This window comes from Candidatus Binatia bacterium (genome assembly GCA_023150935.1).
Lineage (GTDB): Bacteria > Desulfobacterota > Binatia > HRBIN30 > HRBIN30 > JAKLJW01.
The window spans coordinates 75,047-100,307 of sequence record JAKLJW010000008.1 but is presented as its reverse complement, the minus strand read 5'-3'; the positions used below and the strand labels follow the sequence as shown (position 1 = coordinate 100,307).

Genomic DNA, 25,261 nt, shown 5'->3' with positions numbered 1-25,261 from the left:
CCGCTGTGCTTGCCGAGAAGCCTTCCGAACTGCACCCGATCGTGCAGGATGAATTGACCGTACTCGACGCGGTCGTACAGGTACTCAATGAAGCGCCGGCCCCGTCGGGGCCGTCCGAAGCGACGATCCGTGCCGAACTGGCGCGTTTGCAGGAAATGCTGCGCGAGGGGGAAAAGGCGGAGGACCAGCCGGCGTTGCTGGAACAATACCACCGTCAGCTTTCCCTGCTCGAGCACCTCCGCAACACACGCAACGTCGCGCAGGTCGACCCGCAGTCGCCTTACTTTGCCCACCTGCGTTTGCGCGAGGGGGCGACCGAGCGCGACGTACTGCTCGGCAAGGCGACGCGGGTGCAGCGCGGTGTCCGCATCGTCGACTGGCGCAACGCGCCCATCTCGAAAGTCTTCTACCGCTATCGGCAAGGGGAAGAGTACGAGGAGGAGATCGGCGGCCGCTCGATGGCCGGCGAGGTGGTCGCGCGGCGCACGGTGACGATACGGGACCGGAAGCTCCGCCGGGTCGACGCTCCCGAGGGGACCTTCTGCGCCGATGCGCAGGCTCCCGGGGGCTGGCATCGAGTCGATGCGCAGGCGCCGCAGCTTGCCGGCGGGGAAGGCGCGGCTCTGCGTGCTTATGGCCTGGGTGCCGGCGACCATCGCCGCCTCGGCACCGACATCGAGGGCACCCGGCGCCGTGCCGACAAACACCTCCCCGACATTGCCGGCCTCATCGATCCGACCCAGTTCGAGCTGATCACGCGCCCGTCGGCGGGTTTCGTGGTCATCCGCGGTACGGCCGGATCGGGCAAAACTACCGTCGCTCTGCACCGCATCGCGTACCTCGCCTATGGGGACCCCGGCATCGATTCCGCGCAGACTCTGGTCGTCGTCTTCTCCGCCGCGCTGCGCGACTACGTCGGACACGTATTGCCTGCCCTCGGCATCGAGACCGTACAGGTGCGGACCTATCGTGACTGGGCTGCCGAGCACGCCCGGCGCCTGTTTCCGAAGCTGCCGCGTTCGACCCGCGAGGACGCCCCGGCGATCGTGCAGCGCCTCAAGCTGCATCCCGCGCTGCTGGTGGCCCTGCGGCGCCAGGTCGATAGAGTGGCCGGGGAACGCGGCGCGCCGCAGGCGGTCGACGACTGGGCGAGCTCACTTTGCCAGCTCGACTTTCTCGAATCGGTCTTCGCGGAGGTTGCCCCCGGAGCGTTCACCGCGGACGAACTTCGCCGCGCGGTGAGTTGGAATCGCGATCGCCACGCCGAGCTGACGGCATGGTTGGACGGCGACAACAGCGTCAGCCCGGAGCTCGATCCCGAAGACGACCCGTTGCTCCTGCGGGCGTGGCAACTGCGGGTCGGCCCGCTGCCGATTCGTCCCAACCGGCCCCTGCGGTACCGCCATGTGGCGATCGACGAGGTTCAGGATTTCTCCCCGGTCGAGGTGCAGGTGCTGCTCGATTGCCTCGACGAGCGGCGCAGCATCACGCTCGCCGGCGATACGCAGCAGCACGTGGTGGCGGCCAGTGGCTTCACGTCGTGGAGCGACTTCTTCCGTCACCTCGGCCTCGACGGCACCGAAGTCAGCACCCTCGACATCAGCTATCGTTGCTCGCGGCAGATAGCCCATTTTGCGGCCGGCGTTCTCGGGCCGCTACGTGAAGACCCGACGCCGCCGCGAACCACGCGCGACGGCCCGCCGGTGGAGCTCTTCCGATTCACCGATCACGGTGCGTGCGTGGCTTTCGTCGCCGACGCTCTCAAGGAACTACTGGCCAAGGAACCGCTGGCCTCCGTCGCGGTTCTCACGGCCTCGCGCGAGCTGAGCAATCTCTACTATCGGGGACTGGCGACCGGTGAAGTTCCGCGGCTTCGACAGGTAGTCTACCAGGACTTCACCTTTGCGCCGGGTGTCGAGGTCACCGAGATCGAGCAGGTAAAGGGGCTCGAGTTCGACTACGTGATCGTCGTCGAGGCGAGCACGACGAGCTTCCCCGGTTCGCCGCCGGCACGGCGCCTGCTGCACGTTGCCGCGACCCGTGCGGTGCATCAGCTCTGGCTGACCAGCGTCGGCACGCCGGCGGTCATGGTGCGCGAGCAACTCGACCTGCGGGGCAGCGGCTGAACGCGCAGCGCCGGCGTGCGCGACCGGTGGACCGGCTCCGACCGGTCAGCTATCCTCGATATGGTGGAAAACGTCGTTGCCGTCATCCTTGGAGGTGGCAGGGGGACTCGGCTCTACCCGTTGACGCAAGAGCGGAGCAAGCCGGCCGTTCCGGTCGCGGGCAAGTACCGACTGGTCGACATTCCGATCAGCAACTGCATCAACTCCGGCCTGCGTAACATCTTTGTTCTGTCGCAGTTCCAGTCGGCGTCTCTGAATCGGCACGTCTCGCGCACCTACCGCTTCGACCCGTTCTCGACCGGCTTCGTGGAGATCCTCGCCGCCGAGCAGACGGAAACCAGCATGGACTGGTACCAGGGCACGGCGGACGCGGTCCGCAAGCACCTGCACCGGTTCCTGCGCAAGGCTGTCGACGGTGTCCTCGTGCTTTCCGGCGACCAGCTCTACGTGATGGATTTCCGCAAGATTATCGAGGCGCACAGTGCGAGCCGTGCCGACATCACGATCGCCGCCACTCCGGTCGGGGAACACGATGCCAGCGAGTTCGGCATCTTCCTGATCGACGGTTTCGGCACCGTATCGGATTTCGTCGAGAAGCCCCGCGACCGTTCGATGCTGGCGCGTCTCGCGCTGAGCGATCAGACCCTCGCCGCCCGCGGCATTCCCGGCGAGCGCCGGTTCCTCGCGTCGATGGGCATTTACGTGTTCCGACCCGAGGTGCTCGTCAAGACGCTCGAAGAGCCGAACCAGCTCGACTTCGGCAAGGAAGTCATTCCTCGCGCCATACACTCCCATCGGGTCCACGCCTACTTCTTTTCGGATTACTGGGAGGACATCGGCAACATCCGCTCGTTCTTTCACGCCAACCTCGCGATGGCGTCCTCGCATCCGCCGATCGACCTCAACAACGAGAAGGCACCGATCTACACCCGGCCACGGTTCTTGCCGCCGACGCGCGTGAAACACGTTCGCATGACCGAGAGTCTGATCAGCGACGGCTGCCGAATCGAAGATGCCGAACTCGACCACTGCATGATCGGTATCCGCAGCAACGTGTATCCCGGCGTGCAGATGTCCCACGTCATCATGATGGGTGCCGACTTCTTCGAGGACGGCGACGTCGCCGGTCGCGGCGAGACGATCCCGCTCGGCGTCGGCGCGGGCAGCCGCATCGAAAGGGCAATCATCGACAAGAACGCCCGCATCGGCGAGCACGTCGTGATCTGCAACCGCCAGCGGATCGACCACCTCGACGGCCCCGGGTACTTCATTCGCGATGGCATCGTGTTCGTGCCGAAAAACGCCGTCATCCCCTCCGGGACGGTCATCTGACGGGCATGACAGGGGTCTTGGTACCAGCCCGAACCGTCCGCTCAAATGCGACAGATCTACAGAGGCAGAGTCGTTGATCTTCGGCTCGAAGACGTCACGCTGCCGAACGACGCGAGAATCACCCTCGAGATCGTGCGTCATCCGGGCGCCGCGGCGGTCGTGGCCCTCGACGCGGCCGGGCACGTTACCCTCCTGCATCAGTTCCGTCACGCCGCCGGCGGCTTCATCTGGGAAATTCCGGCCGGCAAGCTCGACGACGGCGAACCGCCGCTCGACTGTGCCGCACGGGAGCTGCGCGAAGAGGCCGGGCTCGTCGCGGCGGATCTGGTGCTCCTGGGCAGCATCGTCACGGCACCGGGATTCTGCGACGAGCGTATCCACCTTTTTCTGGCCCGGGACTTGAGCCCCGCCGAACAAGAACTCGAGGCGGACGAGGTGCTTTCGGTGAGCGCGGTGCCTTTTGCCGTGGCGCTGAAGATGATTCGCAGCGGCGACATCGTCGACGCCAAGACCATTGCCGGCCTTCATCACGCTGCCGCCTACCTCGGCCACCAACTCTGACCACTGGACCACTGACCACTCCCGACCCTTGTCCGTGGGCCGCGTTCGGTGTTCAGTGCTCGCATGCAAACCGACCGCTACGACCGGTTCGTTGCCGCGCTCCGGCGCCACGCGGATCTCGCCGCCGCCCTGCAACTGCTCGAGTGGGATCAGGAGACCTTCATGCCCGCCGGCGTTGCCGAAGAAAGGGCGCGGCAGATCGGTACGGTTGCCGCGCTCCTCCACGAGCAGCAAACGGACCGTGCCTTCCTCGACCTGGTCGACGAACTGGCGGCGCGCCTGCCCGAGTTCGACGCGGCCGCCGCCGTCGACGTGCGCGAGACCAAGTGGCGAAGCGACCGCAACCGGGCTGTGGACGCGGCGCTGGTGCGCGAACGCTCGACCCTGCGCGCCGCCGCACGCAACGTCTGGGTGGGCGCCCGCAGCGACGACGACTTCGCCCGCCTCGCCCCTTACCTCGAACGCATCTTCGCGGTGGAGCGGCGCGTCGCCGCCGCGATCGACCCTCACCGCGACCCTTACGACGTCCTCATCGAGGAGTACGAACCGGGCATGTCGACCCCGGTGCTGGATCGCCTGTTCGCGGAGCTGCGCGACGGGTTGGTGCCTCTGGTCGCGCGCCTGCAATCCCGACGGGCGCCGCGGCCGGTAGCCGCCGGCGCGTTGCGGGGACACTTCGCCGTCGACCGACAGCGTGCCTGCAATCGTCGCATCGCCGCCGCGATCGGTTTCGACTTCACGCGCGGACGCCTCGACGAGGCTGCCCATCCGTTCTCGATCGGCATCGGGGGAGATGTCCGTTTGACGACTCGTTACGACCCGAGCGACTTGCGCTATGCGCTCTTCTCGACGTTGCACGAGGCCGGCCACGGGCTTTACGAGCAGGGACTCGATCAGGCCGCGTGGGGCACGCCGCGAGGCACCGCCTGCTCCCTCGGTATCCACGAATCGCAGTCGCGTTTGTGGGAGAACCAGGTTGGGCGCTCGGTGGGGTTCTGGCATTGCTGCCTGCCCATCCTGCGCGAGGCGTTCCCGGAACTCGACGACACGCCGCTCGATGCGGCGGTGCTGGCGGCCAACGAAGCGCGGCCGTCGTTGATCCGAACCGAGTCGGACGAAATCACCTACAACCTGCACATCGTCTTGCGCTTCGAGCTCGAACGCGCCCTGCTGGCCGGCGACCTCGCGGTTGCCGACCTTTCGGCGGCATGGCGGGAGCGCATGTCGCGTTATCTCGGAGTCGCTCCGGCCACGGATCGCGAGGGGGTGCTGCAGGACGTCCACTGGGCCTGCGGGGCGATCGGATACTTCCCGACCTACACGCTGGGGAACGTCTATGCGGCGCAATTGTGGAACGCGGCGGCGGCGGCGCTGGGACCGCTCGACGCGCTCATTGCCGCCGGCGACTTCGCCACGCTTCTCGGGTGGCTGCGCACCCACGTGCACCGATGCGGGCAAACCCATCGCGCTCCCGCCCTGATCGAGGTGGCGACCGGGCAGCCCTCGACCTGCCGCCCGTTACTGGAGCACCTTGCGGGTAAGGTGGCGTTTCTGGAGGCGGCATGAGAGAGACGTTGCCGCCTCTTGCGGGCGGGTGCCGAGGCCCCGGGGGAACGCGCGAACCGCTGCGGTTACGGAGTGCCCGCCAGGGCAGCCGACCATGCCGAACAGTCCCGGCTCTCCACCTCGCGTTCGCCGCGTCGAATCTGGTAGAGCCGGCACTCGTTGAGTTCCAGACAGCTCAGCTTGTTCCAGTACACGAGGCCCGTGTCGAGGCCGATCTTATAGGGCAGATCGACGAGCACCTCGCGTTGCGGGGTGTGTCCGAAAACGATCGTGTAGGGAAACGGATGCGGGTGGAAAAGGAAGGCCTCGCGGACCCACAGCAGCTCTTCCTCGCTCTGGCTCTCCAGCGGGCGCCGCGGGTCGACTCCCGCATGCGTGCAGAGGAAGCGTCCGTGCCGGTACTGCAAGGCGAGGGACTGCAGGAAATCGAGGTGATCCGGCGGTACGGCGGTCCGGGCGCGAGCGGGCGACGGACGACTGACGCCGTAACTGCGCAACGTCGCATCGCCGCCGTTCTGGATGAACACGTCCCCATGATGGCCGCGACCGCCAAGATATCCGAGGAACATGTCCTCGTGGTTGCCCTTGAGGAAAACGCAGCGGATTCCCTCGGTGCGCAGTCGCAGTAAGCGGTCGATCACGCCCCGCGAATCGGGTCCGCGGTCGACGTAATCGCCGAGGAAGACGAGGGAGTCGCTGGAGCCGAGGTCGAGTCCATCTAGCATGCGGTTGACCTCGTCGAGGCAGCCGTGGATGTCGCCGACTACGAATGTGCGGCCGCCGCTCATCCGTCGGTCTTGCCTCCTCCTCCGCCGCGCAGCAGTTTCCGCAGGCTGGCCTCGTCTCCGATCAACTCGAGGGCTGCCGAGTAGGGGTCCACTTCGCCGCGTCTCACCCGCTGCAGCAGCGGATGAAAGGTGCCGTCGTCGAGGCCGGTTTCCACGCGCCGGCCGATCTCGTCGCGCACGACCGCCAGGAACTCCTCTTGCCGGGCGGCGGCGCTCGGTCCGGTGGCCTGGCTGCGGTGGCGGAAGTCGCGGTGCCGGAACACGGTGTCGACCAGCTCGGGCACGCCGCGCCCGCTGGTGGCTTCGGTCAGCAGCACCGGTACGGTCCACGCGCTCGCTCCGCGCAACTGCAGCATCGTTTCCAGCTCCGTCTTGATGCGCAGCGATCCCTCCCGGTCGGCCTTGTTGACGACGAACACGTCGGCGACTTCGAGGAGTCCGGCTTTCATGGTTTGGATAGTGTCGCCTGCTTCCGGCACGAGGACCACCACCGTCGTATCGGCCACGCGCATGACGTCCAGTTCCGTCTGTCCCACCCCGACGGTTTCGATGAGGATGCAGTCCTTCCCGAAGGCATCGAGCAACTGTGCGACGTTGCGCGTTGCACGGGCGAGGCCACCGTGTGCGCCGCGCGTACTCAAGCTACGGATAAACACCGCGGCGTCGACGAAATGGCTCTGCATGCGGATGCGGTCGCCGAGCACGGCGCCGCCCGAGAACGGGCTCGACGGATCGACGGCGACGATGCCGACGCTCAGTCCGCGCTGGCGGAGAATTCCGATCGTGCGGTCGACCAGGGTGGACTTCCCGGCGCCGGGCGGCCCGGTGATGCCGATGGTGTAGGCGCGCCCGACGCGGTGTTGCACCATGCGCAGGATGTTGACGCTGTCGGCGTGGCGGTTCTCTACCAGGGTCATCAACTTGGCGAGCGCGTACCGATCGCCATTCAACATGCGCTGGACGAGTTTTTCGGCGAGCATGACGACTGCCGGGTGACGCGGAGGCTATAACCGACGCCTTCCGACGGCGCAACCGAGCGGCAATTGCCGCGTGGCTGCCCGCGTGCTAGCGGCGTGTACGTGGACGTCTTGCGCCAGCCTCTGGTGCCGATCGGGCTTGTCCTGATGGTTCTCGGCGCCGGCAACTGGTACGCCGGCTGGGAGAAGATCGCAGAGCACGAGCGGCTGCTGGCGGCCAGCCGGCGCGTCGTGCACCGCGCGACGTTCGACGATTTTCCGAATCTGACGGAGCGGACGAACGCCAGCCTGCTGCGCAGCTTTCATGGCGGCAGCGACAGGGCGGAGCTCGCCGGGGTAAAGCTGGATTTCTACCGGGTCGTGTACACGGGCGGCCGCCTGCTGTTCCTGCTGGGGGCCCTCGGAGCGGGTGCCGGCGCGATCCGCGCGGTCCGCCGCGGCCGGCAGTCAGGCATTATCGAGATTCTGCGCAACGAATGACGAGCGACCGGGCCCCCGGCCTCCGAGCGGCCTCCGGCTTGGATTCGGCTGTGAGAGGTACGATCACTCCACGCGGGTCTGAGGCTCGACTATTCGCACGCTGGCGGGTGCGCCGCGAGTTGCGCCGACGGCCTCGAAGTGGAGCACGAGGGCATCTCCGGCCGGGCGGGGTGTGCCGCTGGCGAAGGCGATGCGCAGGCGACCCGGGACGCCGCTGTTGGTGGCGAGCGCGGTGGGCGTGCCGCCGCGCGGACGGTGTGCGTCGCGGAAGCGGAGGGTGGCCGGGTCGTACTCGACGGTGAGGTCGAGGGCGCGGAAAGAATCGGTGCCGTTAACGTTCACGGGGACGCGTACTTGTCGGCCCCGGCGCTGTGGGCGGCCGAGTTCGACGGCGCCGGTGGATCTCACTCGTGCCGCCGCCATGACTGCCGCGCCGCCGCCCGTCGGTTGCCAGTTGCCGGTGACGTCGCCGTAAGTGAGAGCCTCGAAATTCTGGCCGTCGGCGGAGGCGGTGAGCGGGGTGAATTCGATGCACCCTACGGTGCAGCCTGCCGGTGCCGGCGCCGTGCAATTCTGATTGGGGGCGCCTTCCGGTTGCGGAATGAAAACCCACTCCGACCCGCAGCGGTCGGCGACGGGGAACTCGAGCAGCGTGCCGACGACGTGCACGAGAATCAGGCTGGCGTCGTAGGCCGAGACCGTACCGTTGCCGGAAACGTCGGCCGCCAGCGCCTGTGCGGTCGACAGGGAGTTCGAGCCGACCACGTTCTGCAGGACCAGGGCCGCGTCGAGGGCACTGACGGCCCCGCCCACGTCGCCGATCTTGCTCGGTTCCATACGCCAGTCGGCCGACGAGATGCCATCGAACACATAGCCGCCGCCGGTGTCGGTGTTCGTCCACGCGGGGGTCGGCCCGACCAGCAGGACGGTGGTTCCCGTTACCGGTTGCCCGCTGTGATGGTAGTGCACCTGACCCGCAAGACTGAAGAGAGCGCCGAGCGTAGGTGTCGGTTCCGGCGTGGCGGTGTCTGTCGGCCGTGACGTGGGCGACGACGTGGTTGTCGCGGTGGCGACGGGGGTATTCGTTGGGTTGGCGGTTGGAGTGACGGTCGGGGTTCGGGTCGGCGTCGATGTCGACGATGGGGTGAAGGTGGCGGTATGAGTCGGCGTACCGGTCAGCGACGCGCTGGGTGTCGGGGTGCGGGTGGGGGTGAAGGTATTGGTGCGGGTTGGCGTGGGGGTCCATGAGGGAGTGAGGGTTGTGGTGCGGGTCGGGGTCGAGGTTCGGGTATAGGTCGAGGTAGGGGTGTAGGTGGCGGTGCGGGTTGGTGTGGGGGTCCATGAGGCGGTGAAGGTGGGGGTCCGGGTCGGGGTGAAGGTCGAAGTGCCGGTATGGGTTCTGGTCGGGGTCGGGATGACAGTGGGTGTGAAGGCAACGGTTGGGGTATGCGTGAACGTTCTGGTCGGAGTGCGGGTGGGGGTAGCCGGGATCGGCGTGGCGGTGGGCGTCGGCGTATATGTGCGGGTCGGGGTGTTAGATGCTCCGACTGTTGGCGTCGGTGCGGCGCCCCCGCCGAGGCTGACTACGCGGATGCTCGCGGATTCCTTTTGCGAGATATACAGGTGGCCACCGCTGTCCACGACAACCCCGGCGGGGGCGTACAGAGTGGCCTCGGTGGCCGGTCCGCCGTCGCCGAGGAACCCACCGGTGCCGTTCCCGGCAATCGTTGTGATGATGTTCGTGACCGCGTCGACCTTGCGGACGCGGAGGTTGCCCTCGTCACCGATGTAGATGTTTCCGGCCAGGTCGAGACTGACAGACGAGGGCCATCGCAGCCAGGCACTGGTTGCAGGACCGCCGTCGCCGGCGAAACCCTCGTAGAGGCCAGCCACGGTCACGATGGTGCCGTTGGTTTTTACGGCCCGAATGCGGGAGTTGCCGCGGTCGGCTATGTACAGGGTCCCGTCACCCCCGACTGTGACGTCTGTTGGGGACGCGAGTAGTGCGGAGGTCGCCAGCCCGCCGTCACCGCCGAGCCCGTAGGTACCGTTTCCGGCGACGGTTGTAATAATGCGGCTCGGCGCGATCTTTCGGATTCGGTTGTTTCCGGTGTCGGCCACGTACACCGAACCTGCGCTGTCGACGGCAATACCGCGGAGGTACTTGAAGCTGGCTTGCAGCGCGTCGCCACCATCGCCGCCGTACGCGTAGTTGCCGTTCCCGGCGAAGGTTGAAATAACGCCGTCGGTGCCGATGCGACGGATCCGGGAGTTGTTGCTGTCTCCGATCCAGACAACGCCGTTGGTGTCGACGGCAACGTCCGTGGGTTTCCAGAGTGACGCGCTCACGGCGGGGCCGCCGTCACCGGAGAACGTACCGGCACCGCTACCGGCCACGGTGCTGATGTACCCAGTAGCGCCGTCGATCCGGCGTACCTGGTTGTTGCGGTCGTCGGCGATGTACACATCTCCGGTGCCTTTGATCGCGAGTCCGGCGGGATCGATGATGGCGTCGACGGCAGGCTTGCCGTCACCGTTATGGGTCAGTCCGACCACGGAGGTAATGCGGGCCGCCGTGTCGACCATGCGTACGCGGTTGTCATACGACCAAGCCGCGCTGGTGGTCGTCCTGCTGCCTACATAGAACCGCCCGGCTTTATCTGCGGCGAGGCTTCCCGGGGAGAAGAGACTGGCCGACAGCGCGGGCCCGCCATCGCCAGCAGTCGCGTTCGTGCCGTTGCCGGCGACGGTGGTGATGATCCCAGTGTCGGTGTCCACCTTGCGCACTCGGTAGTTGCCGGCGTCGAGGATAAGGAGGTCGCCCGCGGCATCGACCGCAACGCGAAAAGGCTGGTTCAGGCGTGCGCGCGTGGCCGCACCCCCGTCGCCGCCGAATCCCATGAATCCATCACCCGCGACAGTGGTGATGACGCCGGACTCCACCTTGCGCACCACCGCGTTGTAGAAATCGGCGATGTACAGTTCGCCCCGAAGTCCCACCGCGACGTCGGACGGACTCGACATGGCAGCCTGGGTGGCGGGTCCGCCGTCGCCCGAGTAGCCGTTGCTACCGTTGCCGGCGACGGTTGTAATGATACCTGCCGCATCGACTCGCCGAATCCGTCGATTGCTAAAGTCGGCGATGTACAGGTTGCCGTTACGATCCAAGGCCAGACCGTATGGATTGGTAATGGCGGCCTGGGTGGCGGGTCCGCCATCGCCTGAAAAGCCGTAGGTGCCGTTTCCAACGACGGTTGCAATGATGCCGTTACGGATGCGGCGGACGCGGCGGCTGCTGATCTCGGCTTCGTAAATCGTCCCGTCGGTATCGCATGTGACGTCGACGGGATCCGCCAGGGTAGCATCTATTGACGATCCGCCGTCCCCGCCGAAGCTGGCGACGCCGTTGCCGGCGATCGTGCTAATGGCGCCCGTGACGCCATCGACGAGTCGGATGCGGCGTCCCTTGAAGTCTGCAATGAGGAGGTTAGTCGAGCCGCCGCCACTGGCGCACACTTCTACGCCATATGGATCGATGACTGCCTGCGTGGCCGGTCCACCGTCGCCGTTTCGTCCGCCGGCGAACAAACCGATGAGGCCGACGCCCGGGAAGGCGGCCAATGCCGGGACACCGAACGCGAGGGCCCCTGACAGGGCGGCGGCAAGCGTTCGAAACCGCTGACGATTACCGTTCAATTGCGCTGTGGGGGATTGTCGCACGCGACTGCCTCTGTCCGCCTCCTCTTCGCCGTCACACCACCACCCACCACCCGAGGGTTCCTGCGGCGGATTTGGTTCAGTAATCGTGCCAGTGCCGGGAACCTCGCTCAGGCTAGCGTGTTTTTCGGGGTTATTCCAACCGCAGATTCAATTAGGCCGCACGGTAGTGGCGGATTAGTGACAAGTGTCGGTTTTCCGAGCGTTCCGCGCCGGCGTTAACCCTGGGCGGCCCGGGTATTCCCGTCCCGCCCACTGGCTAGTGGATTCAAGCACGAGGCAGCGGGCGGGACGCCTGCGTTCCCAGGGAGGCGTATCAAGGCTCCGTCTGCGACTCCGAGGCCTTGGTCCTGTCAAGAGACGGGTGCTGCGTTGAGGGTTGGGTGGTTTACGTGTACACGAAAATGTACGCTGGCCGGCTAGACTACACGAAGGCTAGAAAGAAGTTGCTGAGATGCCGGGAGAATTACGAAAGGGCCTGGTCCGCACTTCAATCCAGGTTTACCGGCACGACGTGTGACCAGCCGCGGTACGTCGATAATGGCAATGGCACGATCACGGACAACCTGACCGGCTTGGCGTGGGAGAAGAAGAGCGATGACGGCGGGATCCAAGACAAGGATGCCGGGCACTCATGGAGCACGGGCGCACCGTACAACGGCGACGGAACGGCATTTGCGACGTTCCTGACCTTTGGACTGAACAGCGCCGGGTTTGCGGGCGCGAACGACTGGCGACTGCCTACTCTTTCGGAGTTGCAAACAATCCTGTTACCGGAACCGTACCCGTGCGCCACGAGTCCGTGCGTTCCGGCGGTCTTCGACACCGATTGCGCTCCGGGTTGTACGGTGACGACCTGTAGTTGCACGCAATCTGGACCTTCCGCCTTGTACTGGTCGGCGACCGGCAGCGGTGGCGATGCGAGCGCGGCAAGGTACGTATCCTTTTACGACGGCGATGTGGGTTTCGGTCCGAAGGCTGGCGGCTTCCACGTTCGGGCCGTGCGCGGTGGCTGGTGATCCGTGCCGCCTTCGCTTCGATCGCGTGTCGTGGTCCGGGCACCCCGTCGCGTGTGGCTGCTGCGGAGGTGGCGACTCGGCGGGAATCGCGCGGGGCGGCGCAAGGTAGTGCGCTGGCGTCGTGTCCTGCGCCTTCGCGCCCATCGCGACAGTGTTCCGGCGGCCGGCTGGGCCTGCCCTGGCGACTGCCGTCTGGATACGGGCCTGCCCGGGCCGGGCTCCGGGCGTTTTGGCCCGTACTTGTTGGCCGTTCGCCCGTGACTTTGGCTTGACAACCCCGAAGAAGCGGAGTACACACCGCCAAGGTTTATCGGGCCGTATGTGCCTCGGATGAGGAGGTTCGTCAATCCCGAGCCGTGGCTGCCATGGGGGCAAAGGTGCGTGGAACGACAGTTGTGTGTTGGCGGGGTGGCAACCGAATCAGCGCGATGAGGAGGAGAATCGTATGAGTCGACATGGTGGTTTCCGCGGGGCCGCAGGACACGTGACGCGCGTTGTGAGTGGCTGTTTGGCGATTTTGGCCGGTGCGCTACTAGCGTCCTCGGCGAATGCTGCCCCGACGGGAGTCGGGGGGGCGGACATTCCGAGCTTTCCCGGAGGCAACGTCGTGCAGGTGGGGCAGTCTGGTGTTCCCGGTCGTATGACGATCATCAACCTCTCGGACGGCATTCAGGCGACGGGCGACGTGCAATTGAGCAACATCAAGTACACGCCTTCCTGTGCTACGACGACGCCGACTGGCATCTGCCCGTTTGCGGATGTCGATAAAGGCGTGTTTACAGTTAGCGCGACCGCCTCGGGAACCACCGGTGCGTGCGCGGGCGTGACCTTTACTGTGAGCCAGTCTGACGCCACCACCGGTGAGCTGGTGTTCACACCGCCGGCTCCGATCATACTGAGTCAGCCGGGGGGCGCGAATGACCGCTGCGTCATCGATTTCACCTTCGGCGTAAACAAGCTGCCAAAGGCCAGCTCGTTGCCGGCCGGGCAGACGCGTGTGCTTTCTCGCGTGGACATGCTGCACATCAACACCCAGGTGCAGGGTGGGGCACAGGGTTCAGACCTGCTGACGGTGTTGGAGCCGCCGACCCCGACCCCGACCGTAACGCCAACGCATACCAGCACACCGACGGCGACTGATACTCCGACGACCACGCCGACGCCCACGTCGACGCCGACGCGTACGGCTACGGTGAGCCCGACACCCACGTCGCCACCGGTGCCGGTCGTCCCGTCACCGACGTCGCCTGCCGGCCTTCTGATGGTGACCGGACTGGCCGTGGCCATCTTCTGGATGTTGCGACGAGCTGCACAGGGAGCCAGGGGCGCCTGAGGGCGACTCTCAAGGGTTTATTGGGAGAATCGGTTGATTGAGGGGGAGCCAGGCGGCTCCCCCTCGTTCTCGTCTCCTTGACGCAGATGGGGATGACTCGGAGCAAGCGGCAGTACGAAGCGGCTAAGGGGGGACGGTCTCTAATGGGGATGCGAGGAGGAGAGCGAATGAATCGAGCGAAAGGGACGTCTGCATCGGCGACTCGTCACCCTGAGGCCCGGCGCGAGCGGGTGGCTTGGGTGAGGCTTCGAGTTGGGTTGGCGGCTGCGGTCGTTATTTGTGGCGTTGTTCCCGTAGCGCTGGCCGAACCGACGGGGGTCGGGGGCGCTGACGTGCCGAGCGGACAAACCGCGGTCGTTGTCGGCAATGTCAATGTGCCGCGCCGCGTGACGATCACAAACCTTTCCGATGGCCTGCAGTCGACCGGTAACGTCCGACTGAGTAACATTAAGTACACCCCGTCGTGTGCGACTACGACACCGGGTGGCGTTTGCCCCGCCCCGGATATTGATCTCAACGTGTTTTCAGTGAACGCCGTGGGCGTCGGTAGCGTGGGCTGCGCCGGGGTAAACTTTGCTATCTCTGTTTCAGACGCTGTTACCGGTGAGGTCGTCTTAACGCCACCAGCGCCTATAGACTTGGGTCCCCCGGGTAGCGCCAATGCATCCTGCATTATCGACTTCACGGTCGATGTCCTCAAGATGCCGAAAGTGAGCGCGCTGCCAGCCGGACAGACGCGGACGCTGGCCCGCGTGGACATGCTCCATATCGACACAGATGTCCAGGGGGGTGCGCAGGGCTCGGACATCATGACCGTGCAGGAGCCGACCCCGACACCGACCAACACCCCGACGCTGACCCCAACTGAAACCCCGACCAGTACGCCGACGGATACACCGACGAATACGCCAACGGCGACCGCTACCAGCACCCCGACCAACACCCCGACCGCGACGCCGACGAACACCCCGACCAACACGCCGACCCAGACACCGACGAACACACCGACCAACACGCCGACGATAACGCCGACGCAAACGCCGACGAATACGCCGACGGTAACCGCTACGCAGACGCCGACGAATACCCCGACGAATACGCCGACAATTACGCCGACGAACACGCCAACCGTCACGCCCTCGCCGACGTCGCCGCCGATCCCGGTGGTGCCGTCGCCTACTTCACCCGCAGGCCTGGTGATGGTCTCCGGCCTCGTTCTCGCCATCCTCTGGATGCTGCGGCGAGGCGTATCGGCGCCGAGGGCGTAACCGCGAGACACCGAAACGACGCAAAGAGGGAGCCATGGCTCCCTCTTTGCGTTTACCCGATGACGGGTGACGTTAGGGTTTCACGAAATAGAGGGACGAGGGCGATGGCCCGGCGAGTGCTAGGTATAGCGGGCGCGAACCGGTCGGCGTATCCCTGCGAGCTTTGCCTTGACTTTGGGCGCTAGCGTGGCAGAACGACCGTGCGCAGACATTATCCGGGAGGAACGATGGTGAAATCAGCCCGAATCCACGGCAGGTGTTGGCTGGCGGTCGTTGTGACGGCCGTGGTTACCACTCTGGTCGCCGGCGCTGCCCAGGCGGCTAATACCGTTAGCGTCGGCAGCGGGAGCATTACCGGCTGCGGGACGACCGGGATAGCCGTTACGGTAGACGACGCCACCGGCGCGCTGGCTCTTCAGTTCGATGTGAATTTCGACAAGAACGTCGTTACCGCATCCAGCGCAACCGTCGGCGCCTTCGTGTCCGACTGCACGTTTACACCCAACATCAACAACACCATCGGAAAGGTGTCCATAGCCATTGCGTGCACCGTGGCGCGCAGCGGTGGCGGGACGCTTGCCAACATCACGTTCCAGGGCGTGAGCAACAGCGTATCGTCGACGCTCAGCCTTTCGGGATGCGAGATCGACGAGGTCGCCTGCACCGGCACCAACAACGGCTCGATCAGCGTCAGCGATTGTCCCACGCCAACGCCAACGGAGGCTCCCACCGATACACCCACCGCCGTACCCACCGATACACCCACGGAGACACCGACGGCTCTGCCGACGCTTACGCCGACCGATACTCCGCTGCCGACCGAGACTCCGACTGACACGCCAACTCCTGCACCAAGCAATACGCCCACCGACACACCGACGCGGACGCCGACGTCGCCGCCGACCGACACGCCGACACAGACACCGACCGTGCCGCCAACCAACAGTCCGACGATTACCCCGACCGCTCCACCGACGAATACCCCGACGATCACGGCGACCCCGACGGATACCCCACCGCCGTCCAACACCCCGACCCAGACCGCGACGCGGACGCCCAGCAGTAGCCCGACGCTTACGCCGACGCGTACCCAGACCCCGACGCCGACCGCGGTCCCGCCATCCATTACCGGCGGCGCGACTGCCGGCTCGACGGCAGTTACCGGGCGCGCGATTCCGAATGCTACCCCAGGCAACAACTGCATCACGATCTACGATTGCGGTAACGATGCCGTGTGCTCCACCTCGGATACACCCATCGGTACCGGGAGCGTCGACGCACTCGGCAACTTCCTGGTGAACGTCGCGCCGCCGCTGCAGACGGGGCAACGTATCTTCCCGTTCGACACCTGCAATCAGCTCGCTGGCCTGCCGATCACCGTAGGTGCCGTGACGCCGGTCCCGACGCTGTCGCTGTCTATGGTCGGTGTGCTCGCCGGTCTGCTCGGCGCCATGGCCTTCAGGAGGATGCGCCGGTAAGAACGCCTCCGTATTTCGCCCGAACTGCGGTTAACGGTACGGGCGGCGTCCATCAGGGCGCCGCCCGTCGTTTATGGGCGCCCGAAGGTAAGGCGCAGCGCGGCCATAAGCTCGCGCAGGGTCGCCGCAGGAAGTACGGCGTCGCAAGCCGTTTCGTAGGCTCGCATGACGCTGTCGCCTGTGTTCCAGCGCGCCGGCGCTTCCGGATTCAACCAGACGATTCGACGCACCAGATAACGCATCCGCGCCAGCAGGTCTGCGCGCGGCGGCCGGCGGTTGTTGCGCGCATCGCCGAGCACCACGAGCACCGTGCTGCGGGTGAACAGGCGTGCATAGCCGGCCCAGAGATCGTCGAGAACACGCCCGAAGTCGGATCGCGCGTAGAGGTCGAGGGGCTCGTGCGGGACCAGGTGGCCGTCCACCTGCGAGACCTCGACGGGAGTGTCGACGTAAGCGAAGACGTGTACCCGACGAAAGAAACTGCCCGCCGGAATCAACAGAGAAACGAAGAACCGACTCGCGGTAATCACAGAGTAGGAGTGGTCGCAAAGGGCGATAAGATCCGGCCGTCCCGGGCGACGAAAACGGAAAGCCGGATCGATCATCGCACCCCCCGTCGCGATCGATTGCCGGATGGTCCGGCGCAGATCGAGCCGCCCCCTCGGGGCCATGCGCAGTCGACGACGCAGGTGGGCGCGAAAGCGGCGCGCAAGCTCCTCGACCAGAGCATCGCACTCTTCGACCTCGATCGGGTCCATCTCCGCGAACGGGCGGTTCTGTGCGGCTTTAGCCCGAGCCAGACGGTGGGCCGCGTCCGCGTCGGCAGACTTGCGCTCATCCCGTTGGCGACGTTCCGATGTCGCGGTCGGCTTTCCGACGATTCGGGGCGCCGGCTTCATTCCCGGTAGGGGAGTGCCGGTGCCGGTTTCATCGGACCGAGCCGTGCCCAGTCCTTCGCCGGTCTGAGTCCCGTACTCGGTCCGCTTCCCGGGCCGTCGTGGGACCGCAAAGAAACGGTCGAAGGTATCGTCGAACTGATGGCGTTCGGCGTGATCCTTCACCAGAGTAGCGGCGAGAGCCTCCCGGAGCGTGGCCCTGTCGATCCCGACTTGAGCTGCGGCGGCTACTGCGTCGAGAGTCTCGGCGACCGATGGCGCCACCCCCGCAGCGCGCAACGCGTCGATGAACTGCAGCAACCTGGTTCGCACCGGGATGCCTATGGCTTGTTTGCCGCCGAGAGTAGCGTGCCCAGTTTGCCCTCGGCGCGGCGCAAATCATCTTCATGCTTGAGCACAAGGTTGAGCGTCTGGCGAACCGCTGCGCTGTCGAGCTCCCGAATACCCAGCGCCCGCAAGGCGCGCGCCCAGTCGAGCGTTTCGGCAATGCTCGGGGCCTTGCGCAGGTCCAGCTTGCGCAAGGCGTTGACGAAGCGGGCGACCTGTTCCCGCAGCTTTGCGTCCAGTTCGGGAACCTTGAGGGCGACGATCCGGCCTTCGATCTCCGCGCCGGGGAACTCGAGGTAAAGGTACAGGCAGCGGCGCTTGAGCGCCTCGGATAGTTCGCGGGCCCGGTTCGAGGTGAGCACGACGGCCGGCCGCACTCGGGCGGCGATCGTACCGAGCTCCGGGATGCTCACCTGAAAATCGCCGAGAATCTCGAGGAGAAACGCCTCGAATTCCTCGTCGGCCTTGTCAATCTCGTCGATCAGCAGCACCACCTTGCGCGCTGCCGTCAGCGCCTTCAGCAGGGGGCGTTCGAGGAGATACTCATGGGAGAAGATGTGCTGCGTGACTTCGGTCCAGTGCAGGTGCTGGGCACGATCGGCCTGAATGCGAAGTAGCTGCTTCTGGTAGTTCCATTCGTAGAGGGCCCTGGCTTCGTCGAGACCTTCGTAGCACTGCAAGCGCACCAGGTCGGTATCGAGAGTGGTGGCGAGGACCTTGGCGATCTCTGTCTTGCCCGCCCCCGCGGGTCCCTCTATCAACAGGGGCTTTTCGAGAACCAGGGCCAGATAGAGGACGGTCTCGACGCGCGCAGTGGTCAGGTAGCGAGCGCGTTCCAGGCCCGCGCGAACCGCCTCCGGGGTGATCGACGCGGCGCTCATCGTGTGCCACGCCCCCCGGGTGTCTTCCGGGCGGCGTGGATGCAATGAGTCGACGGGATGGGAAACAGAATCAGGCCTGGGCGCGTGCGGCCGGTTGCGCCACCGCGGCTTCGGGATGCAGGCTGACGCCCGCTTCGGCCAGCACGCGGCGCAGGTGCTGAACGCTGATGTTTCGCACGATGCCTTTGCGCACCAGCGACGCGCGCAGGGTCCGCAACGACCACCGCGACACGTTGGCACCAACCTCGCTCGGCGGGGTCTGTGCGTGTTCGACGATGGCCACACGCACATCCGGTGTGAACACTACCGGACGCGCCGGACGGCGCACGGTCTGCAAGCCCAGGATACCGTGGCGCTCGAAGCGCTGCAGCCAGCGCCGCACGCAACTGCGTCCGATGTCCAGGGCTGCCGCTACTTCCGCCTCGCTGAGTCCACGCGAACGTGCGAGCACGACCCGCGCCCGGCGGCCAACTTCCGGCCGCCCCGCATTGGCCAACTGCTCCAGTCCGCGCCGCACTTCCTCGGTCAACGGCCCAACCGGATTGCCGCCCCGCCGCCAGTATTCCGGGGGCAACGGCAAGCCGATCAGCAAGTGCCGCAGACCCTCCACGCTGATGTCCTTGACGATGCCCCGTCGGGTGACGTGGCGTCGCAGCCGCCGGAGCGACCAGCGGTTAAACGACTCGCCGACGTCGTCTGGCGACGCCATCGCAAGGCGGGCTACAGCATCGCGAATCGTCTCGTTGAAGCGGCGCTTGCGGACGCGGCCCCGCGAGGCGTGAACCAACCCCTGCATCCCGTTGCGCTCGAAGCGCGATAACCACCGTCGCACCGTCGCACGGTCCACGTCGAGAACGCGCGCTATCTCCGTTAGCGAGCGCCCCTCGTGCCGTGCCAGAACGATACGCGCGTGCCGCGCCAGGCTTGGTGAGCCTTCACTCGCGACCCAGTGCAACTCCGCCAGCACGGCCTCAGGCAGGCTCCCGGACTCCTCGGCCGCTTCTTCGACGGAGGGGCCGCTCTTGCCCACGGCCTGAACCTCGGAAGGTGCCGACATGAATCCTGCCGGGCCTAGCGAGTCCTCATTGGACGACCGACGCGAGTTTACAACCAGTGCCATGACCTTCCCCTGCCTGGCGCGCGAATCGGTTCCGATCCGGCGGTGTCAGCCCGACTTACCCCAGGCTCGAACACTGCGGTTCTCGACCGACACTCACGCCTCGTCCCAGAATAGCTCCACGTACTGCTCGGGCGATAACCCGCCATACGCGTGCGATTCGTCCCGGCTCAGTTCGTCTTGCCGCAGCACCGCCCCGCATACACTGCAACGCTGCGTGGGTCGTACGGCCTCACTCTTCCTCGTGCTCTGTCGTGCCATGACAACCTCCCTGTCCACCTGCCCCTGCAGGGATGATGCCAACATTTAGTCCACAAGAAAATCGACCGATCCACCCTGATCTGATCGACCCGGTGCCGTTATTTTTGGACACTTGTCCGAGAAATTGTAAACTTTGCGCCACCCGTGCCGGGCGGTGGCAGGAGGGCGGTGAATGGGTGCGACTATTGATTTTGCTCTATCCACTTGTCCACCAGGTTGGCGGTGCGCTCGGCCGCACGGTTGGCGGCCTCGCTGGCTTCCGCTGCTCGTTCGGCGGCTTGCGCAGCGCGTTCCGCCGCCGCTTCGACCCGGGCGACGAGCGCTTCCCCAGGTTCCATCGTGGCCACTGCCGGTGGGGCAGGCTCCTGCCGGGCGGCGAGCACTACCTCGATTTCGCGGCGTTTTTCCGGCGGTATGACGCCTTGATACTTCATGACGCCAAAAGTCGGCAGGGCCTCTGAAAGAAACACGTGACCGAAGTCGGTCTGGCGATTTCGCCGCATGTAGTACAACCGCACCTCGTAGGACTCCCACGGCCATTGTGGTTCTATTTCCTGGACTTCAGCGTAATCCGGGTAGCCGTATTCGACGAGGTAGGTCTTCATTTCGCTGATTTTCTGAGCTTCTTTCTCGACCGCAGCCATGCTTATCGAGTGGGGGGCGCCAACCTCGGTGATGTAAGGTCGCCGGGCCGGTACCTCGATGCGGACGTCTTCGGCGGGGGATACGCCCGGCAAACCGACGGCCAGGGCGGTTGCAACGAACATCACCGCGCGTCGAGCTGTCATTACATCTTCTCCCTTGTCTGCCCCGGCGCGAGGGTAGGTTAGCCCGGGAGGGCCGTCAAGCGCGATTTTTTTGGGGAACAGCACCGTCCGGCGATCCCAGGCAAGTGCCGTCGCGCCGGAAGGTGCCGATTCACCGGGACAGGTCGAGGCCGACGTAGGTCATTGCCTCGTACGTCGCGCCCCCGGACACCACCCTGACGGTTGTGCGTCGGTAAAGCCTGCCCTCGTCTTCGTATTCATCCAGGGCCTGCAATGAAACGGTGTCTATACCGTGCAGCAGTTGCCCGTGAACCGAACCCCCTGAAGCCGGGAAAATACGCGGGTAGCCGCCGGCCAGGCATTCCCTGCCATAACCTTCGAGAACTGCCGGTGTGGAGACGAACCGCCGGCCGGTCAGGCGCTCCACGAGCGCCTCGTCGCGCAGTGTGCCGTAAACGAAGAGCCGATCGGGTAAGGGCACTTAACTCTCAACAGCCCATGAGCCGGAGGAAGTCCTCCAGACGCTCGAAGCGCAGAAACATGTTCCGGCGCTTCTCCTCGCCGATCGTCGAGGTCGGTCGGTCGGCGTAGTTGTGCCCGGGAAACAGCAGTGTATCGTCCGGCAGACGTTTCAATTTGTTTACAAGGCTGTCGTACATTTGTTCCGGGTCGCTTCCCGGAAGGTCCACCCGCCCACACCCGCCGATAAACAGGGTGTCGCCCGAGACGATGTGTCCGTCGACGAGAAAACACTGCGAACCCGGGGTGTGGCCGGGGGTGTGCAGCATACGAACCGAGAGCCCCCCCAGCGTCAGCTCGAAGTTCGCGTCCGTGCGCACAATGTCCGAAGCCGACAATCCGGTAAGTTGAGCAGCCTGATCTGCCTCGGACTTGTGCAAATAGACCTTGATCGGGAGGTTGCGTGCCAGCAGCTCAGCCGAGCCCTGGATGTGCGTCCCGTAGAATTTACCGCCGAGGTGGTCCGGGTGGAAATGCGTCACCAGGGCGGCTTTGAGATGGAGGTCGTCCTGCTCTACGACGTCGAGCAACTGGTCGATTTCCCAGGCTGGGTCGACGACGGCGGCCTCCCGGGTGTCGGGGTCGGCGATGATGTAGACGAAGTTCTGCATCGGTCCCAGTTGGAGCTGCTTCAGATAGATGCCAGCCATTTTACCCGTCCTTGGCCGCGCGCCGGCCGTGGGCGCGCAGTCCCCGTTCCCAGAGATATTCCTGCTCGCCGTTCTGTTTGCCGATCCAGCGGGACAAGACGAAGAACAGGTCGCTCAAACGGTTCAGGTACCGCAGGGGCCAGGGACCAAGGTCCTCCGCACGTCCCAACCTCAGAACCAGCCTTTCCGCCCGCCGGCATACGGTACGGCAAAGATGAAGGTGCGCCGACACCCGCCCCCCTCCGGGCAGAACGAACGAATGCAATGGTTCCAGGTCGCGCTGGCAGTCGTCCATCAACCGTTCGAGGGCAGCGACCTCCTCGGCACCGACGCGGAACATCCCCTCGTAGGCGGCCTCCGGCGGGGTCGCCAGTTCACTGCCCAGATCGAAAAGCTCGTTCTGAATACACTGCAATACGGATTCGAGGTGGTCTCGCGCCGGGCCCGGAGCGCCCTCGTGGTTGGCGACCCGCGCCATGCCAACCGTCGCGTTGAGTTCGTCCAGCGTCCCGTACGCCTCGATGCGCAGGTCGTCCTTGGGAACACGCTTGCCGCCGACGAGTGCCGTGTCGCCATCGTCGCCGCCTCGCGTGTAAACCCGGGTAATGCGAATTGCCATGCCCACCACCTTACAGAAGTGCCGTGGGGATCTCGACCTCCTTGGCGCGCAAGTATTCGCCCAGGCTCTTGGCCTGCGGGTCGCCTCGTGTCGAGGCAGCCACGCCGTCGCCCAGCAAACCGACGATGACGAAGTTGAGGCTACAGAGGTTCGGCAGCGCGTGGCGCTCGACGGGCAGCGCCGCCGCCTCCGGAAGGAGGGCACGCAACCGCTCCACGGTGAGGTAAGTTTCCAGCCACGCGTAAGCTCCCGGCGTCCGCGTCCACAACCCGATATTGGCGTTGCCGCCCTTGTCGCCGGAGCGCGCTCCGCAGATCGCTCCAAGCGGCCGGCGCGCGGTCGGTCCGCCCGGCGCCGGCGGGAGGTCAACCGGATCGATGCCCGCCTCCGCTTGCGCGCCGGCGGATTTCGGCGCCGGGGCGACCGGGTGGCGCGCGCCGGCGAAAACCACCGCCTGCTCGACGGTTTCCGCGGGCACCAGCGCCGGCCAGTACACGCCGAAGGGCACGGCATCCCCCGGCGGCGAAGTTACGAAGAACCCCGGATAATTCGCCAGGGCCATTTCGACCACCTTGTTGCTGAAGGCGCGCCCGACGCGGTTGGCATCGGGGTCCTTCACCACGATGTGCAGGTAGGCGAAAGCATCCTCGTTGGAGCTCGGATCCGGTCGTTCGGACCGCACCAGCCGCACGCTGGTTTCGGCGAACCGATCCCGCCCGCCGACGAGATCCCACAGGGTCTCTTCCGCCAGCTTCGCCTTTTCGGCGATGTCGAGACCGGCCAGCACGAACGTCATCCCGTTCTTGTACCCGCCCAGGTAGTTGATGCACACCTTCGTCGTCGCCGGCGCCGGCTCCCCTTCGATCCCGCTCACTCGGACGCGGTTGGGTCCCTCCTGCTCGAGGCGGATCGAGTCGAAGCGCGCGGTGGCGTCCGGGTTCAAGTAGCGCGGGCCCTGAATCTCGTACAGCAACTGAGCGGTTACGGTTCCCACCGACACCAGACCGCCGGTCCCGGGATGCTTGGTGATGACGAAACTGCCGTCGGCGTGCATCTCGGCGATCGGAAAGCCGATGTGCCGGATGTCGGGGACATCCTTGAAGAACGAGTAGTTGCCGCCCGTGCACTGGGCCCCGCATTCGATGATGTGACCGGCAACGATAGCCGCGGCGAGCCGGTCCCAATCGGTCCGCTGCCACCCGAACTTCCACGCTGCCGGCCCGACCACGAGGGCCGCATCGGTGACCCGCGGGCAAATGACCACGTCGGCACCGCGGTCAAGCGCATCGACGATGCCCCAACCTCCGAGGTAAGCGTTCGCGGTCACCACCTGGGCCTGCAAGTCCGCCAACGGTATCCCCTTGTCGAGATGGCGCAGCTCGACCCCCCGGGCTTGCAGAGTTGGCAGCCGCTCCAGCAGGTCGTCGCCCTCGATGTATGCCACTTTCGCTGGCACCCCGAGGCGGGTTGCGAGCGTCTCGAGCTCGGCAGCCAGACCGGCAGGGTTAAGGCCCCCGGCGTTGACGACGACCTTGATCTTGCGATCGACGCACGTACCGAGCACGTCCTCCATCTGGCGGAGGAAAGTGCGGGCGAAACCCGCCCGCGGGTTCTTCATGCGATCCTTGAACAGGATCATCATCGTGAGCTCGGCGAGATAGTCGCCGGTGAGCACGTCGATGGGTCCGTCGTTCACCATCTCGCGCGCCGCGCTGAGGCGATCGCCGTAAAATCCGCTGCAGTTTGCGATACGCAACACGTCGGTGCTCATGTCTCTCCCTCGACAGTGGACTGGACCGCGGCGACGTCGCTTACGGCGCCCAGCGGGGTTTGCGCTTCTCCGCAAAGGCCAGCATGCCCTCGGCCGCCTCCTCGGACGCGAATAGCTGGGCGATCTTTTCGGACGTGTACCGGAAGGCGGCATCTATCGACATGCCCGGGACGCGCCGAATCAGTTGCTTGGCCTCGCCGACCGCCGTGGGCCCGCCGAGGCGGATCATTCCCGCAACGTCCTCGACGGCCGCATCGAGCGCGTCGGCGGGGACACTGCGATGCAACAGGCCCACCTCAACCGCTCGCGCGGCGGCGAACCGCTCCCCGGTGAGAAACAACCACATCGAATTCTGGATGCCGATCTTCGGCAGCACCACAACCGAGATCATCGCCGGGATCACGCCGACGCGAACCTCGCTGAAGCTGAACATCGCCGTGTCCGCCGCAATGGCGATGTCGCACGCCGCAACCAGACCGACACCGCCACCGAAGGCGTGCCCATTGACCCGCGCCACCACCGGCTTCGGCGCGTTCCAAATCGTGGTCAGCGCCGTTACGAACGGATTCTGCTCGCCGTCGCCTCCGGCTCTCATGCCGCCACTCTTCAGGTCGGCGCCGGCGCAGAACGCCGGGCCGTTGCCGGTGAGCACGATCAGCCGCACCGCCGGGTCGTCCAGCGCCTGCCGCAGACCGTCTCCCAGCGCGAGCACCAGGGCGTCGCTGAGTGCGTTGCGCGCGTCGGGGCGGTTGAGCGTGATCCATGCGGCGCCGCCGCGGACATCGTAGAGAATGGGTTCCGCCATCGC

The 25,261-nt window shown here is 65.7% G+C and carries 20 protein-coding genes and 4 pseudogenes; 9 read left to right on the top strand and 15 right to left on the bottom strand.

Features of this window, described 5'->3' with window-relative positions:
- Positions 1-5 precede the first annotated feature (5 nt).
- From L6Q96_07455 to L6Q96_07440, 4 genes are all read left to right on the top strand, one after another.
- Positions 6-2,126, top strand: a complete 2,121-nt coding sequence (locus L6Q96_07455; GenBank protein ID MCK6554404.1) for an ATP-binding domain-containing protein — start codon at positions 6-8, stop codon at positions 2,124-2,126.
- A 60-nt stretch (positions 2,127-2,186) separates the two neighbouring features.
- Positions 2,187-3,458 (top strand): glucose-1-phosphate adenylyltransferase, encoded by a 1,272-nt coding sequence (locus L6Q96_07450; GenBank protein ID MCK6554403.1) that lies wholly within the window; start codon positions 2,187-2,189, stop codon positions 3,456-3,458.
- Between the two features lie 45 nt (positions 3,459-3,503).
- Positions 3,504-4,019, top strand: coding sequence for an NUDIX hydrolase (locus L6Q96_07445; GenBank protein ID MCK6554402.1), 516 nt, complete (start codon positions 3,504-3,506; stop codon positions 4,017-4,019).
- Between the two features lie 63 nt (positions 4,020-4,082).
- Complete coding sequence (locus L6Q96_07440) at positions 4,083-5,585, top strand: carboxypeptidase M32 (GenBank protein ID MCK6554401.1); 1,503 nt, start codon at positions 4,083-4,085, stop codon at positions 5,583-5,585.
- A gap of 65 nt (positions 5,586-5,650) precedes the next feature.
- Here the strand turns inward: L6Q96_07440 and L6Q96_07435 are convergent, their stop codons facing one another.
- Complete coding sequence (locus L6Q96_07435; GenBank protein ID MCK6554400.1) at positions 5,651-6,373, bottom strand: serine/threonine protein phosphatase; 723 nt, start codon at positions 6,371-6,373, stop codon at positions 5,651-5,653.
- Positions 6,370-7,353, bottom strand: coding sequence for a methylmalonyl Co-A mutase-associated GTPase MeaB (gene meaB / locus L6Q96_07430; protein MCK6554399.1), 984 nt, complete (start codon positions 7,351-7,353; stop codon positions 6,370-6,372). The genes L6Q96_07435 and meaB overlap by 4 nt, the downstream gene beginning before the upstream one ends.
- A gap of 99 nt (positions 7,354-7,452) precedes the next feature.
- On the opposite strand from meaB, the gene L6Q96_07425 reads away from it, so the two are divergent.
- Positions 7,453-7,830 carry a hypothetical protein gene (locus tag L6Q96_07425; protein MCK6554398.1) on the top strand — a complete coding sequence of 126 codons (378 nt, stop codon included), beginning with the start codon at positions 7,453-7,455 and terminating at the stop codon, positions 7,828-7,830.
- A 63-nt stretch (positions 7,831-7,893) separates the two neighbouring features.
- Here the strand turns inward: L6Q96_07425 and L6Q96_07420 are convergent, their stop codons facing one another.
- The 3 genes and pseudogenes from L6Q96_07420 to L6Q96_07410 all read right to left on the bottom strand — a co-directional run bounded on the left by L6Q96_07420 (position 7,894) and on the right by L6Q96_07410 (position 10,416).
- Positions 7,894-8,667: a dockerin type I domain-containing protein gene (locus tag L6Q96_07420; GenBank protein MCK6554397.1), complete on the bottom strand. Its 774-nt coding sequence runs from the start codon at positions 8,665-8,667 to the stop codon at positions 7,894-7,896.
- Positions 8,668-9,075: 408 nt separating this feature from the next.
- Positions 9,076-9,209, bottom strand: a pseudogene (locus tag L6Q96_07415) (adhesin).
- A 580-nt stretch (positions 9,210-9,789) separates the two neighbouring features.
- Positions 9,790-10,416 (bottom strand): annotated as a pseudogene (locus tag L6Q96_07410) (hypothetical protein).
- A 1,523-nt stretch (positions 10,417-11,939) separates the two neighbouring features.
- On the opposite strand from L6Q96_07410, the gene L6Q96_07405 reads away from it, so the two are divergent.
- The 4 genes and pseudogenes from L6Q96_07405 (at position 11,940) to L6Q96_07390 (ending at position 16,645) form a co-directional block, all read left to right on the top strand.
- On the top strand, positions 11,940-12,566 hold the full coding sequence (locus L6Q96_07405) for a DUF1566 domain-containing protein (GenBank protein MCK6554396.1): 627 nt from the start codon (positions 11,940-11,942) through the stop codon (positions 12,564-12,566).
- Between the two features lie 1,084 nt (positions 12,567-13,650).
- Positions 13,651-13,899, top strand: a pseudogene (locus tag L6Q96_07400) (hypothetical protein).
- A gap of 824 nt (positions 13,900-14,723) precedes the next feature.
- Positions 14,724-15,167, top strand: a pseudogene (locus tag L6Q96_07395) (hypothetical protein).
- Positions 15,168-15,394: 227 nt separating this feature from the next.
- Positions 15,395-16,645 (top strand): IPTL-CTERM sorting domain-containing protein, encoded by a 1,251-nt coding sequence (locus L6Q96_07390; GenBank protein ID MCK6554395.1) that lies wholly within the window; start codon positions 15,395-15,397, stop codon positions 16,643-16,645.
- A 71-nt stretch (positions 16,646-16,716) separates the two neighbouring features.
- Here the strand turns inward: L6Q96_07390 and L6Q96_07385 are convergent, their stop codons facing one another.
- The 10 genes from L6Q96_07385 to L6Q96_07340 form a co-directional block, all read right to left on the bottom strand.
- Entirely contained in the window at positions 16,717-17,853 is a 1,137-nt protein-coding gene (locus tag L6Q96_07385; GenBank protein ID MCK6554394.1) for a VWA domain-containing protein, read from the bottom strand.
- Between the two features lie 8 nt (positions 17,854-17,861).
- On the bottom strand, positions 17,862-18,749 hold the full coding sequence (locus L6Q96_07380; GenBank protein MCK6554393.1) for a MoxR family ATPase: 888 nt from the start codon (positions 18,747-18,749) through the stop codon (positions 17,862-17,864).
- A gap of 70 nt (positions 18,750-18,819) precedes the next feature.
- Positions 18,820-19,806, bottom strand: coding sequence for a helix-turn-helix domain-containing protein (locus L6Q96_07375; GenBank protein MCK6554392.1), 987 nt, complete (start codon positions 19,804-19,806; stop codon positions 18,820-18,822).
- Between the two features lie 156 nt (positions 19,807-19,962).
- Positions 19,963-20,127, bottom strand: coding sequence for a hypothetical protein (locus L6Q96_07370; GenBank protein ID MCK6554391.1), 165 nt, complete (start codon positions 20,125-20,127; stop codon positions 19,963-19,965).
- 182 nt (positions 20,128-20,309) lie between these two features.
- Positions 20,310-20,999: a hypothetical protein gene (locus tag L6Q96_07365; protein MCK6554390.1), complete on the bottom strand. Its 690-nt coding sequence runs from the start codon at positions 20,997-20,999 to the stop codon at positions 20,310-20,312.
- A gap of 46 nt (positions 21,000-21,045) precedes the next feature.
- Positions 21,046-21,375, bottom strand: coding sequence for a gamma-glutamylcyclotransferase (locus L6Q96_07360; GenBank protein MCK6554389.1), 330 nt, complete (start codon positions 21,373-21,375; stop codon positions 21,046-21,048).
- A gap of 7 nt (positions 21,376-21,382) precedes the next feature.
- Entirely contained in the window at positions 21,383-22,063 is a 681-nt protein-coding gene (locus L6Q96_07355) for an MBL fold metallo-hydrolase (GenBank protein MCK6554388.1), read from the bottom strand.
- 1 nt (position 22,064) lies between these two features.
- Entirely contained in the window at positions 22,065-22,682 is a 618-nt protein-coding gene (locus L6Q96_07350; protein MCK6554387.1) for a cob(I)yrinic acid a,c-diamide adenosyltransferase, read from the bottom strand.
- 10 nt (positions 22,683-22,692) lie between these two features.
- Complete coding sequence (locus tag L6Q96_07345; GenBank protein MCK6554386.1) at positions 22,693-24,453, bottom strand: DUF1446 domain-containing protein; 1,761 nt, start codon at positions 24,451-24,453, stop codon at positions 22,693-22,695.
- A gap of 40 nt (positions 24,454-24,493) precedes the next feature.
- Positions 24,494-25,258: an enoyl-CoA hydratase-related protein gene (locus tag L6Q96_07340; GenBank protein ID MCK6554385.1), complete on the bottom strand. Its 765-nt coding sequence runs from the start codon at positions 25,256-25,258 to the stop codon at positions 24,494-24,496.
- Positions 25,259-25,261: the final 3 nt, after the last annotated feature.